We start from the raw sequence: 20,218 nt of genomic DNA on the forward strand, positions 1-20,218 counted from the left end.
GATTACAACCATTTAAAGAATAACATTTACTAATTATCTATTCTAGTAAAGATAAATCTGTATTGTATCGGCTTTCTACATTGAAAGACTTTGTATATTTACGAGAGATTGCAGCTACTATTTAGTAAACTGATATAGTTTCTCTTCCAAAAGATATTATTAAGATTATAAAGAAAACAGATGTCCGACATAAAAAACATAACTGAAGCCCTAATCAAATTCAGAAACGAAAGAGATTGGGAACAATTTCACAATCCAAAAGATTTAGCGGTTGCCTTAAATATTGAAGCAGGGGAATTGTTAGAAAATTTTTTATGGAAATCTTCAGAAGAAGCAAAAAAGGATAAAGTAAAAGAAGAACTAGCTGATGTTTTTGCATACGCACTATTGCTTGCTGAAAAATATGATTTTGATGTAAAAGAAATTGTATTAGAAAAAATCAAAAAGAACGGTGAGAAGTATCCTGTTGAAAAAGCAAAAGGCACTGCCAAAAAGTATACCGAATTATGATAGTATACAATTCCTCAAAAGAGCAGTTTATCAAGGATTTTTCCGAAGGATGCATTGAAGATATAGTTAGGGATTCAGTTCAAGAGAAATTACATAAAAATGTAGGTGAAAGTGAATATCGATCATGGGCAAATTCGTTACCTATGGTAGGTATGCTGTTGACTGATAATGACATTCCAGATGATGCAGGTGTTGCTATAGAATATTCAATACCTAGTACTCAAAACAGAATTGATTTTATTGTTTCTGGTCAAAATGAAAAGAATGAAGACCAAGCAATATTAATTGAATTAAAACAATGGTCAAAAGCAACTCTAACGAATAAAGATGCTATTGTAAATACCCGGTTTAGTCATGGTAATAAAGATACGCAACACCCTAGTTATCAAGCTTGGTCTTATTCTATGTTATTGCAGAGTTATAATGTCGCCGTTCATGAAGGAAATATCAATCTGAATCCTTGCGCATACTTACATAATTATAAAGAAGACGATGTTATCAAAAATGAATTTTATGCGGAATACCTGGATGCAGCACCCGTCTTCTGTAAAGATGAAAAGAAAAATTTAAAGGATTTTATAAAAAAGTACATAAAGTTCGGCGATAAGAACAATATCATTTTTAAAATTGAAAATGGTGAAATCAGACCCTCGAAGGTGTTGGCTGATAGTATGGTGTCCTTAATTAAAGGAAACAAAGAATTTGTTCTGATTAACGAGCAAAAAGAAATTTATGAAGAAGCTAAGCTGTTAGCTAAAAAAGCTAAAACAGGAAATAAACAGGTCCTAATAATTGAAGGAGGCCCTGGAACTGGGAAATCTGTAATTGCTATTAATCTGCTTGTTGATTATACCAAAATGGGTTTAATTAGTCAATATGTAACTCGTAATTCAGCTCCTAGAGCTGTTTATGAAGCGAAATTGACGAAAACGATGAAGAAAACTCAGTTTTCTAATATGTTTAAAGGATCAGGAGCTTTTCATGATACGAATGCGGATACATTTGATGCCTTGATTGTAGATGAGGCACATAGATTAAATTTGAAATCAGGAATGTTTTCAAACTTAGGTGAAAATCAAGTCAAAGAAATTATCAACGCATCGCTACTGTCTGTATTTTTTATTGATGAAAACCAAAAAGTTACTTTAAAAGATATTGGTTCTAAAAGTGAAATTGAAAAATGGGCAGAAGAACTTGGTGCAAAAGTAACAAACAGAGAATTAGAATCTCAATTTAGGTGTGCAGGTTCTGATGGTTATTTATCTTGGTTAGATAACTCCCTGGGTATTAGAAATACAGCCAATATGTTATTGGAGTCAAAGGAATATAAATTCAAGGTTTATGATAACCCAACGGAACTTAAAGCTGAGATTTTTAGGCTAAATAATCAAAAGAATAGTGCAAGAATAGTGGCTGGTTATTGTTGGAAATGGGTGACAGCTTCCAATACAAAGTCGTGGAAAAGTTTAAGTAAGGCGCAGCAAGAGAATCTTTTTGATATCGAATTTCCAGAATTTGATTTTAAAATGAGATGGAATTTGAAAGATGATGGTATGTTATGGCTCTTAAAAGAGAGCTCAATCAATGAAGTCGGATGTATACATACGTGTCAAGGGTTAGAATTAGAGCATATTGGAGTAATTATTGGTGATGATTTTATTGTCCGCGACAATGAAGTAATAATTAACCCTAATGCCCATCCTGGTGGTGATAAAGCCTTACAAACTTGGAGAAAATTAATAAAAGAGTCTCCAGTAGAAGGGAAAAAAAGAGTAGAAGAGGTGATTAAAAATACATATAGAACTCTTATGACACGAGGTTCTAAATCTTGTCACCTTTATTGTACTGATAAAGAAACTAGAGAATATTTTAAGAAATTGATAAATTAAAGCTTAGCAGTAAGAGACAGTTCTCTTTTAAGGAAGAAAAATTTTGAAGGATGAATAATGAAGAAACGATAGAAATATTAGAAGCATTAGCTTCAGGTTGCTCACCAAAAACAGGTGAACTTATCGAGGATGATAGCGTACTAAATGAAAGAGATGTAATTCGTGCTTTACAAATTGCGATTTTAAACTTAAAGGAAAATAACAATAGTAATCCAATATCTTCATTAATCCCTGAAGACGAAATTAATCAAGCAATAGCATTATTTCAATCTGTTAGTTATAATCCATCTTATAGTAGGCTGACACATTTTTTTCTACGCACCAAAATGTTCGAATATTCTGCGTTAAATGTTCATCCTCTTTATGGTAAATACAACGATCAATATTCAAATGTAGAATTGCATAAGATAATTAAACTTCACCTAATAAATAACGGTTTCTCTCTATCTGGCAAAGTAAATAGATCTCCTGATGATCAAAATTGGAAAAATGTACCACATTTTGAATCTCCTACTTTTAACAAGCTTTCTGAAATGGCAGTTAACCAACTAAAAGAGAAAATTAACGAAATTGGCATCATCAAAACAGAGAACCTTTCAGATACTATAATTAAAAAGCGCCTTGATTTTCCTCGAGCAAATGAACCTTGGTCAATAAAAGAAAAAGAACTTTTAAAAAAAGCATTAGAGTACACAAATGACTTAGAACTATTAGTTACTTGTTTTCAACGAAGCCATGGCTCACTGCGCTCTGCGGGTAAAAAAATCATTTATGCTCAACAAAATATTAATCAGCGGTTGTAATTAGGGTGTTGGTAGTTTCTAATCATTCATCAATAGAGATTACATATTTAAAGCATCTAATTGTTTGAATCCAAGGTTAAGATTTCAATTAAGATTTATTTATACTAAATTGTGGAACATGAGTATAAAGTATAATAAATAGGAAATATTCAATTCTAATAAAAGTTGTTTTTTAAGCTGAGTTTTAGAATTCAAGAACAATAAAAAATAAAAATAGTATGTCATATTACAGAGATATCGCCCAAGATATAAGCTCTACTAATCAGCAAATTAGAAATAAAAATAATGTAGTAAGACAAAAGACTAGTTGGTTAGGTCATAGAAGGGGTAGTGCTATTCTTGATTATGATTTATTAAGAGGTGCTACTATTGAAGAAATGATAACAAACAGTGGAAGACAGAAAAAATCCGTAATTGATCACATAAAGCATCTTGAAACAGAGCATGGTTTAATAGTTTCGGAAAAGGATGGCATTCATTCCTTAGTTTCAGAAAACTCAAAATTATTTGATAATGTTCAATTAAAAGACATCTATAAAGCTATAGAAGAATACAATTCAAAAGGAGCACCGGATGGTTTAGCTTCTAGCAAGTTTTATGATGTGAAAATCAAAGGGGCACTATATCCCCCAAAACCTATAATGGCCTATGCTAATTACTATGCATCCGGTATAGAACCTCATAACTATTTTTCTGGTGGTGCCAATACTCCATGCTTTAAGGCTTATGAAAGATTAGGACTTGACATCATCGCTAAAGGAAAAAGTATTGATGTTACGGAAGAATTTGCAGCATGGCTACTGTCAAATACATTCGATTCATATAGAAGTTATATCGGTGAAACAACAAAGGATACGGTTCTTAAATTAAAAGAGATTGACCAGTTTTTCCCTGAAATAGAATTATTCAAAATAAAGGAATCAAGAATCAAACAACACACAAACAGAATTTTATCGCTTCTTAAGAAAAAAGAACGTGTTAAAAATGAAGCTTTCTTTGAATATGCTAAAAAAAACAGCAATGGCATTCCAAAGGCAATAATTGGTAAAAACAATTATTTAAAATTTCTAGAAGAAACATTTATAAAGCCAAATTATTGGGTCTTTCAAGGGAATCCCGAATTCTACAATATCACAAAGGCTTTAAAAGAGGATCATCTAAAAAGTTGGAAAGTAGGTGCTCATAAAGACAAAATAAAATTAGGTGACAAAATAATTATATGGCAAACAGGTACTGCGTCAGGTTGCTATGCATTAGCAGAAGTTACTTCAGAGGTACATGTTTTTCAAGAAGAGGAATTCGAATTACAACATTACAATTCATCTCTAAACAATGATGCTTCTGAGCGCGTAAAATTAAAAATCATAAAATACCTTGCCGATACACCCGTTCTCTGGTCATCGCTTAAGGATCTTCCTGAGTTTTCAAAATTCAAGGGTGGTAACCAAGGTACAAATTTCAGTGCTACAGAACAAGAGTATAACACAATCAACAATATGTCTAAAAATAACTCCCCATCTCTTAAAGAACCTCAAAACAAGTATCCTGTAAACCAAATCCTATACGGCCCTCCGGGAACAGGTAAAACATACAATACAATAAATAAAGCAATAGCAATTGTAAATCCCGATTTCGATTTATCTCTTGATAGGGAAATCGTAAAAATGGAATATGATCGTTTGGTTAAGGAAGGTCAAATAGTATTTACTACATTCCATCAATCCTTAGCATATGAAGATTTTGTTGAAGGTATAAAACCGAGTATTTCAGAAGATGATGATTTGGTGAAATATGCAATTGAAAGTGGAATATTTAAAGAGGTTGTAAATAAAGCTAAAGGGGTTTCAGGGATTAAAAAATATACGCAATCAATCGATTTTTCAAAAGCGAATTATTTTAAAATGAGTTTAGGTGGTAAAAATAGAAAACATATTCATGATTGGTGTTTGGATGCTAATGTTGTCGCATTAGGTTGGGGAGCTAATGAAGATTTTTCAAGTTATTTACAAATTAATGACTGGAGCAAGTTTAGAGAAAAATTTACTGAGGAATTTCCTCATTTGGTAGATAGTTCAAAATATCATATTCAAGCGATGTTTTCTTTTCAGAAAATGAAAAAAGGTGATGTTGTGGTGGTTTCGTTAGGCAACCATGTTTTAGATGCTGTTGGAATAATAGAAGGTGATTACGAATATGATCCCAATAACAAATACGGTTTTCATCATTTGAGAAAAGTAAACTGGTTGTCAATCAACATGAATACTTCCCCTGATCTGTTTATAGATAAAGGAATCTCTCAGCAATCCATTTATGAGTTTTATAAACAAGATATAAAAATAGAAGCTTTTACAGAGTATTTTTCTTCAACTCCGAAAGAGAATGTGAAGTCCAATTATGTCTTAATCATTGATGAAATAAACCGGGGCAATGTGTCTGCTATATTCGGTGAGCTAATTACACTTATTGAAGAAAGCAAACGCTTAGGGAATAAGGAAGCTTTAGAGGTGACTTTACCTTATAGCAAAGAGTCTTTCGGTGTACCTAATAATTTATTTATAATTGGTACAATGAATACTGCAGACAGATCTGTCGAAGCTCTAGATACAGCTTTAAGACGTCGTTTTCAATTTGAAGAAATGCTTCCAGATCCGACTATATTAAAAGACAGGTCAGTTGAAGCGATTCTGTTAGAGGATGTGTTAGAAACGATAAACAACAGAATAGAAGCCTTATTAGATAGAGATCATACGATTGGTCATTCTTATCTCCTCGGTATAAAGTCTAAAAAAGATTTGGCAAATACATTTAACAACAACATTGTACCGTTACTGCAAGAATATTTCTATGGTGATTATGGTAAAATAGGTTTGGTGTTAGGGAAAGGTTTTGTAGAAGCTCCTGCCAATATAAAAGTAACCTTTGCTGATTTTACATATGAGGACAAAGACGATTTTGAAAATAATTCATTCAATCTTATCAAGGTTACGGAATACACAATTATTGAAGCTATATACACACTTTTAGGAAGAACGAGTGAAGACAAATAAATCCATAAAAGTTTTTGAACATCACACCTTAAAAATAGGTGAGTTTGGTTTTACAGAAGATCATTTAAATCTGCTATTAAAACTAAATGATGCGCATGCCGGATGCTATTTTACTCCAACGTATAAGGGAGTAAAATTCAATCAGTATGTAGGGGTGCTACAGGTAAAAGGTCTTACTATAGAAATCCATCCAAAAGCAGATAAATACGATGCTGATGAAAAATGGAAAGATGTATTGATCCCAATGCTAAAAGCTAGTGGTAAGTTAAATGTCAAAGATGCGGGCAATGCAAGGTTAAAAAAACAACATTTAAATCTATTAGAAATATACTTCGAAAAGTATTTAAATGAATTGTCAGTGTTACTACATAAGGGCTTTATAAAACAATACCGTAAGAATACAGCCAATGTTACGGCACTCAAAGGTAAGTTGGAATTTGCAGCAAACCTCCGTAAAAATTTAGTACATAAAGAACGCTTCTATACGACACATCAAGTGTATGATGCCGATCATTTATTGCATCAAGTTTTATTCAAGGCACTTCGAATTGTAGATAAACTATGTCAAGGTTCTTATTTGTCAGATTATGTAAAACGTGTAGAATTTCAGTTTCCTTCAGTTTCCTCTAAACTGATAACATCAAAAGAGGTTTCAACAATAAAACTCAATAGAAAATCTGCACCCTATAAGGAAGCATTAGAATTAGCGAAATTGATCATTTTAAATTATTCTCCTGATCTTAAAGGAGGGAATCAAGAAATGTTGGCATTACTATTTGACATGAACAACCTTTGGGAATCATATGTTTTAAAATCACTACAAAAATATGGTCAAAAATATAACAACATCTTTGTTTACGGTCAGGAAAGCAAAAATTTCATCAGTAACCATACTTTAAGTCCTGATATAAGAATATGCATTGATGAAGAAGATTTTATTATTGATACCAAATGGAAAGTTCCAAAAGATGCCAAAGCAAGTGTACAAGATCTCAGGCAAATGTATACCTACGGACGTTATTGGAATGCATCCAAAGCAATACTTCTATACCCTGGTCATATTGATAAATCTCAAAGTTATAAGCAATTTAATAACGACAACGATCCATTAGACCACACCTGCAAACTTGGTTTTGTCTCAGTGCTCTCAGAAAACTTAGAGCATAATTTAAATAAAAATTTGGGGTTACAAATTGTAGATTTGTTACAGGATTACTAATACTCAAAAAGGTATCAAAACTGTACTTTTTTCGCAATGAATGTAACAATTACATGAGAATTTATGTATTACAGATAAAATGAACCCAAATTACATATGTATGTCACAAGCTATTATAAACAAATATTTAAGTGTAGGTCAGAAATACATCAATAATATCCGCTCAATTGAGCGGATTTTTGTTCATAGTAATAAGATCTAGACAACTTTTAAGTAGCCAACAAAATTATTATTACTTGGAACACGTTGCGTTGACAAAAATTCTGCAATTTCTGTCCACCTTTTTATGTCGTGATTTGAGCCTCCGATGGAGCTTTCACCTACAGTAACACATCCAAGGCTCCTAGCTCCGCAATGAACATACCTGTCTAAATTATCATCATCTTTAATAAAAAACCATGTAAGGGCATAGCCGGTTCTGTCTAAATAACCTTGTCCATCTTTATGAGGGGCATCAGGGAGAAATACACCATAAGTACCAGGTTTCAATTTTGCATATGGATCTATTCCAGCTTTCACTTGTATTCCACTAGGATTTACAGTTAGTAAATTCTTTGAAGATTCAAAATAAAGACTTGCACCAACATTATAATCTACTGGGCCAAAACGAGATCTAGAATCTGGTAGTGCTTTTACGGAGGCTTTTACATTCTTATAAGGCCAATCATCGATGATAAAATGCTCTCTCTTTTTAGCTCCACTTCCTTTGATTTCCATATTTTTTGCTCTCGTATATTTTGCTATGGATACAACCTGACCAGTATCTTCCCTGGTTATTCTTAACCAGTTAGAATCGCCAGTGACTAGAAGACCATAGTAGCTGATATTTTTTCGAGAGTTTTCGATTGTTTTTTCTTTCATTTTATAAGTAGATTAATTGATTAAAAATTCGCTAAATAAAATTTCTTTCATAAATATTATTTTTACTTCTGGGGTATTAAAAATATCTATATTACCTTCTTTAATATCTTGAATTAATTTATCACTATCAAAATTGTCAAACTTTTGAATTTCACAAATTAAAACACTTTGATCTTTTTCTTGATAAGGAATTAAATTCTCGTTAGGTTCACTAGAAGCAATATCTTTTAGTATAGACCATTGACCACTTAGCTGTGAAGGATGCTGTATATTACTTTCGTCAGAAGCTAATGTATTTTCTAGAACACGGGCAATAAATAAATTATGACTTGAAGCATTGTGATTTTTTCGATTACTGACACGTATTTTTATGTGATGCCCAATATCTGAATTTTCAATTGATACAAATCTGTCTGATAAGCTACGTATAAATAAGGGAGCTGCTGGTTTAGATAGACTTAATGTCTCATTTGTTCTATCGATACGCTCACTATTTCTTTGATATCTGGCAAAAACCAATTTTAAGAAAGGATCTTGAACACTGTTAAAATTCTCAAAACCAATCACTGCAATCCATTTATTTTTGGGAGCGAAGAAGCTTAGTTTCAATCGTTGGATTTCAAATACTTCATTATCAACAGTTACCTCTTCATGATCTAGGATGTATTTTTTTAAGTACTGTTGTTCTCCAAAGTATGTGTTTGATTCAGGTTCAGTAATTAGATACTGTGTAATATAATGATCTTCAAAGGTGTCTAAACTTTTGTTGGTAATATCAATTCCTATATCACTTGACTTTTCACTTTCTGGAGTTCTTTTTATAATTAAAGCCAATTCATCTTCAGACCATGGCCTATCAACTTCTATCATTAACCTGTAAAATTGTTTCCCAGAGTAAGTACTAGTATTGGAATCTTTTTCTTCTAACTGATGAAAGATCGGTGTCAACGAAATAGAAGGACTTTCAGGTTTTTTAGCATTTGGGATGGTTAAAAAATACTTTTTAGCAGGATCAGAATATTGCACTAAGCTATTGTATGGAAGATTAGGGAATTTATAATCAAACTTATTTGTGACTCTTAACCTGAACTTCTTTTTCTTATACTTAGTATCTCCTTCGTCTCTACAGATAAAATAAGACTGGTGAGAATGGTTAATTGTAAATTTACTTAAATCAACACTTAAATGAGGTTCATTTTCAAATTGTCTTACACCAAATAAATAATCTTTGTCATTGTAAAGAAGAAACTCTTCAACATCTTTATGAAGCGTACAATTCTCATTAGAAATAGATTTATCAGGCAAACCGATAATTTCAAATAAATTTTCTTCTCCCTCTAGAGAGTACTTTTTAAATAGCGTCTCTTGATTGTTCTCTTTTCCATTATGATCAAAAAACTCACTGTAATAAAGGTTCAAAATAGGGCCGTCATAGTGATATTTGTAATCAATGATAAAGCTGCAATTTTGAAGGTCTTGTTGTTTGTGTGAGTCTGAGAGTAAAAAAGAGTTTCTTATAGAAGAACAATCTCTATTTCCATTATAATTACAGAGGAGGTCTCTAAAAATATCATTATCAACGGGTTGACTACCTGAAGGTAAATCAGCATTGGTTAATGTGTGTTTTTTTGAAAATAATTCTCGTTCCACACGAGTCGAAGTATTAACGAGTACAACAGAAAAGTCATACACAGAGATTGACCTATTAATATCACCCGCAATTTCTAGATTGTCAAAAGTGTTTTTCTCTTTATCACTTTCTTTAAATCGATCAATATCTACATTATGATTTCCTATAACAAATGGGTCAATCCAGGGATCTATTCTAGGATCTACATCTCTGACAACAGGAATATCTGGAGCTATAACAACAGTCTTTTTGTGCTTTTTCTTCTCTCCCAATAGGACCTTAATGGAAAAAGAATGATTGATTTTAAAATTACACACCTCATCTCCTTTATTTAGTAAATCCAAGCCAGCAAAAGGAAGATTCATTTGTAATCCAAACGTATTAGGATATATATCATCTTCTATATGATCTGATAAGTTACCTATAGTTTGCTTAAAAACATTGGCATCGTACTCGTTATTGAGAAATGTTTTTTCTTCAACTGTGTCTAAGCTATAGTCAGGGTCGTTATTTCCTATATCAATAATTTGATCAGATTCTGTAACCATTGAAAGTTCTTTTCTCCCTATATCTCTATTGACTTTAAAGTCAGCAAAAATGAACTTACCATATTTTGAATCATCGTCCAATTTAAATCGCCTTGCTTTTATTTCATTATTAGGGTCTATTAACACAGGCTCTAAAGGTTTCTTGTCTGTATGAATAATATGAACACGACTGTATGGATTTTCATATCTTAACTTGATAAGAGAGCCCAAATCTTTAAAATAGTCTGTTTTTTTACCGGTAAGAAAATCTATGGGATATTTTGTTAATGAATGTATTCTAAACTCTCCTTCAAAACTTTTTGGAAGATGAATCTTTAAAACTCCATCTTGTAAATTAATATTGAAAGTATTGTCTGGAGAAGTAATAGACTCTATCTTATAAGCATTATTTTGAAGTTCGTTTGCAGGTATTTTATATACGATAACTCCATTTGAAATATTAGCTCTAGTTTTCCAATCATTTGGGGCAATTAAAATAGCCATTAGCCTAGGATCAGAAAGGTAATCTACAGAACCTAGCTTATCATATACAACTGGAATTTTAGAAAAAGACTTTAGAATTTTATCAACCACTAAATTTTTAAAATCACTGTCATCTTTATTACCTCTTTCTAATTTCCCACTCAATGTATGAAACTGTAGTGTAGATTGTGCAGGATATAAATAGCGAATACTATCTAATTGTTCCTTATTGTTGCCTTTTTCTACAGCGAGTATAGAAGTTTCATCCTGAATATTTTCATTTTGAGTATCAACATTTTGAATTTCTTCAAACTTTTTTAAGGCGACAATATTTGGAGGACTAATTGGGTTCTTTTTCAAAATTAATTGAAAAGCTTGAGGTTTTTCAAAATCTTGCGCACCCTCAGGAAGAGGGTATTTGGTTTGTTGGTAGTTTAGAAAGTACAGTTGCTTTTCTTCTTCTGATAAATCTTGAAAAGTATACTCCGTTTCTTCTTCTGAATGTGTAGGGAAAAGATATCCGTTGCAAGGGAGTACATTACGAATTACGTACGAATAATAATGGTTTTTTGTGAGACTAATATTGGAAGCTTTCACTTCATTCATTTCATGAGTAAACCCATATTTTTTGAAGAATACATCAAAATCTTCATCGTATACATACTCCTCTTCAGGCTCAGAACTTTCTTCATTACTCATATCAAGCACTTCTCCAACATTAGGAACAGATAAGTTCTTACCTTTCCAATCCCACAAATCCATACTGGCGAATTCTTTTTCTTTTTCTTCATCTAAAAGAGAATTTACAGCATCCAAACTTAGATAACCTTCTTCTAAAAATTCAGATTGAACATTTGGACCTTTAAATACAGCTTTATGGATATTCAATGAAGCCATTTTAGGATTTTGATCGTCTAAAGTCTTACTTTTTTGAACTAAAATATTATGCCCTATAACACCTTCTGGTTGAAAAACCTGCTCAAATTCTTTTGGTGTTAATTTGTGTCTTGCAATGATGCCTCTGGTATAATTGGGGTTTTTCTGACTTATGCGTTCAAAATAACCTTCTTTTGAAGTAGCATTTTTAATAGATGAGTACTTCGAATTTAAGCTGTTTAATCGACTTCTGTTTTTCCATTCTATTTTCTCACTTAAGGTTTCATTAGTAATCAAACCATAGTTGGTTTTTCCATGATACCATTTAGATATTTCATCAATAGATTTAGTTATAATGTGATAGTCTCCTTCTACTTCATTGATTTTTGAATAAGAAAAGGTTTCTGACACAAACGTATCAAAGATGCCGTTTTCGGAAAAAATAATATTCTCAAGTTTAGTTTCTCGAGTTTTAAAGGCAATACAAGCATTTAAGACTTCAGAATTAATAGCAGTACTAGGAAGCTTTTCTACGGGAATCAGAATTTCCACAACAACTCCATATCTATTTTTGGCCATATTTGGGTGCTTTAATATTTTGGCCATAATATCGTTGAGGTCTACAACATTAGAATCTTCATAGTCAATAAGAAATTGTGGTTTATTTTCTGGTGTATGTAGTATATTAATTAATTCTAATTTTCCGCTTTTTTCGAATAGGTTCCGATGTTCAGAAGACTGTTTATTAATTTTATTAAGATGACTTTCTACCTCAAGTAAGTCCTTTAAAATAAGATCCTGATCCCGTTTTTCATATGGGTGAATACGCTCTTTGGCTTCACTCAAAGTATAATTTTTCTCGATATTTTGATCTACAAATTGTAGCTCTGTTTCTTGAGCCTCAATGACATCTTGAAGCGCTTTATAAGGCAGTAATTTTATCTGCTTTTCTGGGCTGCTAAAAAATGGAACCCAACCATTTTGTTCATCTTCTACCTGTGCTCCATCTGAAAGTGTCATATAAGGATTGAAAGAGTCGTTATTGACAAAATAGGGAACTTCTTCTTCATTAATAAAAAGCTTTACTAGAGAAGCATCTTGATCATTTATGACATCATGTATAAACTCGCCAGTCTTTTGGAGTAAATCGAGATCTATAGGTATAGATTCATAGGTGTCTATATTGACGAGCATGATCGCTAAAGAAAATCGTAAAGCACTACTTTTCTCTCCGTCAATTGAAATATCTTTTATTCCATTAGGAATGAGTCTTATGTCCAATTTGAGCTTATCGTCAATAGTCTTCTCTTGGAGCGTTGTAATTAAATTAAAATCTGGCATTTTCTTGAGTTTATAGGTAAGATAAATAGTGATCGAACATTGTGTTTACAGGCATTCCATTAGGAAGAACATATTCAGATGGCTTGAGCTTACTCTTATAGTTATTATCTACAGATATAATATCACTTTCGTCTTTATGTTTTACAATCAATTTAAAAACTTCTTTCTTTTTACGCTTTACTATTTCTACCTTTACATAGCTAAATTGATCATCTCGATACAAATGAGGAGTGTTTCTGTATGAAACGGTTTTGTCTGTGTAAATTTTAAGATTCCCGTTTTTTTTCTTCCAAGAAGTTTTAATTGTGTATACAGTATCTTTTGGAACTCTAAAAATTAACCAAGGCTTATTTTCTACATTGATAAAATAGTTGTTGTTTTCATAATAAAAATTTGAATCAATAATTTCTAATCCGTTCTTCAACCTTACAATCGTTTTATCTGTGTTTAACGACTTAAACAGAGGGCCGTAAAGACTATTATTGCTTTTTTTCTTCGTACCGTAGAACTTCTGACTGTAGTGAAGTCTGACGGTAACTTTAAACCATCTTGAAAAACGGTGACTTACCTTGAGATTTGTAGAACCTTCCAGGTAATCGCCATTACCAAGGAGCGTCATATCGAAGGTGACAGATGAGTGGAATAGATTGATAATATTGAAACCTCCTGATAAGTGCAAATTACCCCTTAGTTCAACAAGACCATGAATTTTTCGAAAATAAAAACCTGCCAATAGATGTGCATACCCTTTAGCTCCTGGCATTTTGAGTCTAAATTTGGCTTCAAATTCTACCACAAAAGCGATAGAGATCAAGCCAACTTTTGGGTCGAGGATGGTTTCAAAATAACCTGTTCCCATGTAGCCATTCACCGTGATGATAAAACGATCACTCGGATTATTAATTCCTATCTTAACAAGTGTTGGGCGTTTAGGCAGAAAAGGTAATGTTACTGCCATGCTTAATTTTAACTGGAAAAGATTGATATAACCAAATAATAAATTTGGCAAGGGAACACTGTAGCCTATTGTTGCTCCATTTTCATCGATTCTTAAAATTAGGTTTTTATCTAAAGTTTGAAGATAATCCTGAAAAGCTTTGATAAAATTTAAAGCCCCTTCAAATTGAACATCTCTAATTTTTACTGAAAAGTCTGTATTTTTTGAAGCCCCATTTTCATAGCGAAGCTCTTCAAAATTGATGACAACAGGCCCAAACCCAACACCAAAATTTGAAAAACGAGTTACGAAACCATAAGTATAGTTGGTTATCTTCGGAGGTCTTTCTAAGCTAATGTCAAAATAAGTAGTTGCCTTAAAATCTACTGAAAACGATGTGGGTGGACTGGAACGCTTTATGAAACGAACCATACCAGATGAGTAGTTTTTAAATTTAGTTGTGTTCCAGCTGTAAGTAATTGTTTTTTCAGTAGTTGCTTTAATTGTCTCAATGAGTTGATTAATTCTTTTGTACTCAGCAATATTTCTTTCTCCAAATGCTTCTTGAAGTTCAACCTCAAGTATGTTTAAAATTTGGTTTGGGGCATTTTTAATTTCTTCTCTATATCTTGTTTCTATATCCTTTAAACTGTCTATATCCTTTAGTAGTTCGGTACGTTTTTTATCAATGGTTGCCTCAAAAGATTTTCGTTCGATGTCTACAAGATTTTTCAAGCCTTCGGTAATAGCTTCTAGCTTTTTGATTGCTTCAGGATCTTCAGGGTTGATAGAGATGATTTTTTCATAGGCAACTTTGAAAGGATTGTCATCAATTATAATGGCTTCGGGGAGTATTTGCATTTTAATCTTTTCAAGAACATCTTTTAACTCTGTGACAATCTCTTTTGTAAGAACAGGGAGTCTATCTTTAAGGTATTTGACATATTCAATATCTGTTTGATCTGGATTTAGAAGAGGAAAATTCAACTCTTTAGCCATGGCTTCAATTTCCTTAAATCGATCTACAAAAGCATAATATTTGTTTTTATAAAAAGAAACTACTTCATAAAATAAAAGAAATGGCCTTACCGAATGATTTATTACCTGAATAATTTCCTCGTTGATTTGACTTTCAACTTCCTCTTTACGTACCTCAAACTCTAGTTTTAGTTCTTTTTCAAGGTCCTTAAGCTGTTGAGGAGAGTATTTGTATACATCATTGATAACCTGAATTAAAGTATCGACAATTTTTTGAGTTTTTGCTTCTTTTTTAAGGTCCTTAAGAACTTCTAAAACTCTTTTCAGGTTGACATTTTCTTTTTCAGCTAGTTTATATAAGTAATGCTGTACAATTACATAAGTTATTGATGTAGCACTAGTTTGATCGCGATTTTTTTCAATATTTGTTAGTTGAGATTGAAAAAGTAAAATTTCATCGATTAATTTTTGAAAAAATACTTCAGTTCTTTTTTTAGCTTCTTTATATTCTTCTAATTTTTCTTTTAAGTTTTGTGGAGTTATTTTTGAAAGAAAAACAATGTCCGATTCTAATTGTGCAAAGCCAGTGTCAAAAGTTGTTTTTATTTCTGAAGCTTTTCCGTGCAAAGCATTATAGAGACTTTGATACTTAGAAATGTTGTGCGTAAATGATTGAATGTTTTTGTTTTTCGCAAACTTAAGTAGCACTTCTGTGTAGTAATAGTCTACCAACTTCTCTAGCCATCTATTAACTAATAGTAAAGCTTGATCTTGTGCATATTTGACCAATTCTTTTTCTAACAATCGCAACTGATCAGGAAAGGCTTTGATAAATGCCATTTTTTCTTCAAAGTCCTTTCTATATTCTTCATGAATATTTTCGTATTTGTAATCTTGAAGCAACGCTTCTACTTGCTCAGCATCTTTTTTGATATCTTCATATACTTTCGTAATAGGTAGGTTTTTAATATCTAGAGCCTCTTCTAAAATATCTTTGATTTTTATTCCTCCCATCAGTTCAACATCTACACCCAAAAAATCGGTAGGTTGAAAAGTAATGGTGCTTAAATCTGCATTTGCATCGACCAACTCAGCATTAGCATTGATTTTTTCACTTAAGACAAGAGCTTGATCGTTTAGAAAGATACCCTCACAACTGCTGTTTGTATTTCCTATTGGACCAAAGCTTGCATGATCCTTCGACATAAAATTACTGTAAGGAACCTCTTCTTTTATAAAGAACTGATCATCAATTCTTTGACTTTCTGATAACTGAAAATTTTCTAGAAAGCTATCTGACAATCTTTTCAAAAAGACCTTAGTGCCATTGTTTTGAAAACCATTGTTCTTATATGTTTGAGCATAGGTTAAGAAATGCACACTCGGAGAACTTTCTAAACCATTTAATTGGGGTATAGGAGCTTTTAAGCAGAGAAGTAAAGGGACCAATGGGTTTGGATCATCAAAAGAGTCATAAGAATAGATTTTAGGATACAGAAGTACCTCTTTAGACTCAAACTCAACATTCTTTGAAATCTCGTCACTAATATTTTCCAATGTATAACTATTGGCAAAAGCAAATTTCTGCTGAAATTGGAGAGCATGATATTTTTTGTGAGTAACTTTAGAATTGGTGATTTTACTTATTGTCAAATCCAACGCTCCTGCATGCGTCTTAAATCGATTTTCATGAATGTAAACAACATCCATTTCAACCTCATGGGAGCTATCATTCCAATCTGTAACGAGGTATTTGAATTTTAGAAGCTCTTTTGGATAAATACCTTGGTGAGGATTATCCTCTTCTTTACACACAGCATACGTTTCATTTCCTAAATCTTTGTAAGAAAAGAAACTTCCGTCTTCTAATGCTTTAATATGTTTAAAAGGTGTTTTGTGTTTAAACCTTTCTGAATTATAGGATTTTTCTGTTTCGAGATATCGGTATTCTAGTCTCTTTTTCAGAAAACTAACGTTATTTTTTAGTTGCCTTTCAGAGATTTGAACAACAAGAATCTTTAATCCACTATTGGCATCAACAGCTCTCGTAACGATTTCCACATAATTATCACATCCAAGTTTTATGTCCTGCTTCCAACCAACAATGGAATAATCATTATACGTGCCATCATTGTTACTTTCTTTTGGATTAGGATGATCGTATTTTAAATAGGTTGAAACGCCTAATCCAGAAATGTTGAAATAATCAGATTTTATATCTCTACGATAATCTCTTGTTACAACACCATCATCTTGAACCTTATAACCCAAACGAGAAAGCAGTGCTAAGTGTTCTCTATGGTTTTGAGTAGGATCTGGTAAAAAAGACACAGCATGATCTGAAATACCAGCCTCTTCTTCGCTGATAGGTTCTCTATCTTCGTTAGCAAAACCTAGGATCTTAAATGAAGGTGGAGAAATCGTATCTTGAAAGAAATCTTTTTTATAACCAAAGTGATTGTTCCAAATTTCAAAAACTTCAACAACAGTGTTGTCTTCCTCATTTTTTAGTTCTAATAAAGGAACCTCTTCATTATCGTGACTAAATGTGAAAGCGGTTCCTTCTCCATCTTCAGGCATAATAGGGCTTAAGTACATTTTATAAGGAACCTCAAATAAGGTTACAGGAATTCTAATACCACTATCAGATTTAAAAAGGAAAGGGTGATCATAAGGATTTGCAGAAATAGTAAAAGGATATGAAGAGTTTGTATTAGTTAATAGCTTCTCTAGTTTTGCAATTTTATATTTTGGGTAGTTCCTAACAAATGGAGTATCAATTAATTGATACTTCTCACTATTATTCCAGGCAAGAAGTTGATCAGAATCATAATCTATTAGTTTTGCTTCTTCAGATTTGATTTTGAATGTTAAAAAACAGAATCCAGTAGTAAATACTTTGGAGGCCTTGAGGGGGGCTGATGGAGTATCCTTTAAAACTTCCTCACCTCGATGTTGTTGAGGTATTCTAACAGTCATGAAAGCATCCCGATCTTCTACTTTTTTTACAAAGTAATCTCCGTCAATCAATTCTACGTTAAAAAAATAAAATGTTAGATTTAATAGATCACTAGGTCTTAAAATTTGACAAATATGATCAAATTGACTCTGGGTGAACGCTTCTTCATCGTAGTTTGAAATATTGACGAGTAGATTTTGTGTATTCATAATAATTTTTTTGAGAAGTATAAGATAAGAATATTATATGAAATCAAATTCTCCTAAAGCAGGAATTTTATTCCTAGTTAGAACATAAATCCAGTAACTTTGGGAAAGACTTGTGACGTTATAGTAAAGTGTATAACCAAAAGCAAGGAGGTTGCTATTGAAGGTAAATTAACTTCCAGTTCTTATAAAACTAAAGAGGGTTCTCATGATTATATAATATTCAAAGTCGAATATGGCAACGATAACTTTCATATATTTACTGAATGCGAACACTAGGGTAGCTTTATGAAAACACATAAAAAAATAGTGTTAATTTAAATGAAACACCTTTTTTTGACGAATCTAAAGTTTCAAAATTTTACCCTGAATACTAGAAAATTCGATATCATTTAATAACCAGTATCAAAAATAGTTTGTAGTATATTCAACCCAAAATGCATAAAGTCAAGTGGAGATTAAACTGATGGAAGTTAATACCCACATAGATCCTTCATTAATGAAAAAGTTAGTTTTAAAGTTAGCACATTGCAGTTTGCTCCATTCGTACCTCATTTCACAACTCCAAAGAGCTTTCGTCATCGATAACTAAGCACAATTGATGTTTTCGCAACAGACTACTACGCAAAAATGTACTATTTGTTTTCGTATCCATAGCATATTGCTTTCCTCATACCTCAGCGCAAAAAGCTATTATATTTAGTTCAGTACTAACTGCACAATTTGAGCAAGTAGCAGTATGTTAGTTTCTTACGCCAATTCGGGGTTAAAAGGTCTCACTCCTAAAGTCGTTCGGTCGCACCTCCCTTTATTTTTTTCAAGAACAGTTGCAGTTAAGACAGTTTGGGTGTATCACAAAAATAAATCGGTGCTACTTTCTTATGGGGGGCGCCCCTCGGGGGCAAAAACAAAAGTCTTTCATTGTTCAATAATTTCTGATATCAATAAAAAGTACAGTATCACTCATTACTATCCGAGTGCTATGCCAAATGGGTTGCAAACCCTTCCCCGCTTTTCTGTTTTTGCCCCACTTCCGGGTCTTCGCCCCCTTGCTATTCGCAAGCATCCCCCTTCCTGCCGGTGGCAGCGGCTTTTAAAATTTTGGGCAAGATCCATTTTCTAAAAAACACACCAAACAAAATGCTGTGTTTTTCTTTACAGGATTTTTTCGGTTGTTTGGCTTTGTTTTTTTCAGAAAACAAAAAGCTCCGTATAAAATTATAAAAGCATGGTATTTTCTTTTTTGTAAAAAATAAAAAAACAAAAAAATAATTCCTCTATCTATTATGTTTTAGACAAAACACTTACCTTTAAAAACATTACTAAAAACACTTGTTTATGGTCCAAATAATACTGGATAATAAGAGTTTTAGTACTTATATAACACGTTGCCAACCATTACCCATCAGAATCCGATAAATTCCTTGGGCTAAAGAGAAAAAAAACTCTAAAATGTTTATTAAAATTGGTAGATTTGACCCAAATATAATTAACTGAATAACAAAACTTGACATTAGACAAGATAAAAAGAAGCATACGATATTGTGATAACTGTTTTTTTAAAATATTTCAAAAATATAACATCCCAAAAAATGATTTTATGGTGTTATTTAGTTTGGTATCTAACAATTATAAGCATATACTTTGAAGCTTCACTAAAATTATGGGCTAGCTCTATAGGAATTTCACTTATCATCGGGTTTGCCCTAATACTATCCACTATTCAACAAGGCATAAAGCAAAATATTTGGGTAAAAATTAGACTTTTTTTGTTCCCTTTCTGTGTTTCTAGTTATTCAGCTACAATAAAAGATTATGATTTCATTCTATTATTTCCTAGTAATTTCTTACACTTATCTATTTCAATACTGAATTGCTTATTGTTTTTATTTCCAATTTGGTGCATAAAAACTTTCTATAGACCATAAGATACCCAATAAATTGAAATAACG

Annotated in this window: 8 protein-coding genes; 5 read left to right on the top strand and 3 right to left on the bottom strand. The window is 32.1% G+C overall.

Features of this window, described 5'->3' with window-relative positions:
* The first annotated feature begins 180 nt into the window (after positions 1-180).
* From F6P99_RS11055 to F6P99_RS11075, 5 genes are all read left to right on the top strand, one after another.
* A complete protein-coding gene (locus F6P99_RS11055) occupies positions 181-510 on the top strand; it encodes a nucleotide pyrophosphohydrolase (protein WP_152287553.1) in 330 nt (109 codons plus the stop codon).
* Positions 507-2,399, top strand: coding sequence for a DUF2075 domain-containing protein (locus tag F6P99_RS11060; protein WP_152287554.1), 1,893 nt, complete (start codon positions 507-509; stop codon positions 2,397-2,399). The genes F6P99_RS11055 and F6P99_RS11060 overlap by 4 nt, the downstream gene beginning before the upstream one ends.
* Positions 2,400-2,449: 50 nt before the next feature.
* Positions 2,450-3,202, top strand: coding sequence for a hypothetical protein (locus F6P99_RS11065; RefSeq protein WP_152287555.1), 753 nt, complete (start codon positions 2,450-2,452; stop codon positions 3,200-3,202).
* 218 nt (positions 3,203-3,420) lie between these two features.
* Positions 3,421-6,249, top strand: coding sequence for an EVE domain-containing protein (locus tag F6P99_RS11070; RefSeq protein ID WP_152287556.1), 2,829 nt, complete (start codon positions 3,421-3,423; stop codon positions 6,247-6,249).
* Positions 6,236-7,468: an McrC family protein gene (locus F6P99_RS11075; RefSeq protein WP_152287557.1), complete on the top strand. Its 1,233-nt coding sequence runs from the start codon at positions 6,236-6,238 to the stop codon at positions 7,466-7,468. Before F6P99_RS11070 ends, F6P99_RS11075 begins: the two co-directional genes overlap by 14 nt.
* Positions 7,469-7,666: 198 nt before the next feature.
* Here the strand turns inward: F6P99_RS11075 and F6P99_RS11080 are convergent, their stop codons facing one another.
* The 3 genes from F6P99_RS11080 to F6P99_RS11090 form a co-directional block, all read right to left on the bottom strand.
* On the bottom strand, positions 7,667-8,329 hold the full coding sequence (locus F6P99_RS11080) for a hypothetical protein (protein WP_152287558.1): 663 nt from the start codon (positions 8,327-8,329) through the stop codon (positions 7,667-7,669).
* Positions 8,330-8,341: 12 nt separating this feature from the next.
* The gene (locus F6P99_RS11085; protein ID WP_193316064.1) at positions 8,342-13,126 is read right to left on the bottom strand and encodes a hypothetical protein; all 4,785 of its coding nucleotides are present in this window, start codon (positions 13,124-13,126) and stop codon (positions 8,342-8,344) included.
* A 70-nt stretch (positions 13,127-13,196) separates the two neighbouring features.
* A complete protein-coding gene (locus tag F6P99_RS11090; protein WP_152287560.1) occupies positions 13,197-18,269 on the bottom strand; it encodes a hypothetical protein in 5,073 nt (1,690 codons plus the stop codon).
* Positions 18,270-20,218: the final 1,949 nt, after the last annotated feature.

Source organism: Flavicella marina, from assembly GCF_009193215.1.
Classification (GTDB): Bacteria; Bacteroidota; Bacteroidia; order Flavobacteriales; family Flavobacteriaceae; genus Flavicella; species Flavicella marina.

Coding starts and splice junctions, on each gene's coding strand:
- F6P99_RS11055 (WP_152287553.1), top strand. CDS start 181: ATGTCCGACATAAAAAACATAACTGAAGCCCTAATCAAATTCAGAAAC.
- F6P99_RS11060 (WP_152287554.1), top strand. CDS start 507: ATGATAGTATACAATTCCTCAAAAGAGCAGTTTATCAAGGATTTTTCC.
- F6P99_RS11065 (WP_152287555.1), top strand. CDS start 2,450: ATGAATAATGAAGAAACGATAGAAATATTAGAAGCATTAGCTTCAGGT.
- F6P99_RS11070 (WP_152287556.1), top strand. CDS start 3,421: ATGTCATATTACAGAGATATCGCCCAAGATATAAGCTCTACTAATCAG.
- F6P99_RS11080 (WP_152287558.1), bottom strand. CDS start 8,329: ATGAAAGAAAAAACAATCGAAAACTCTCGAAAAAATATCAGCTACTAT.
- F6P99_RS11090 (WP_152287560.1), bottom strand. CDS start 18,269: ATGAATACACAAAATCTACTCGTCAATATTTCAAACTACGATGAAGAA.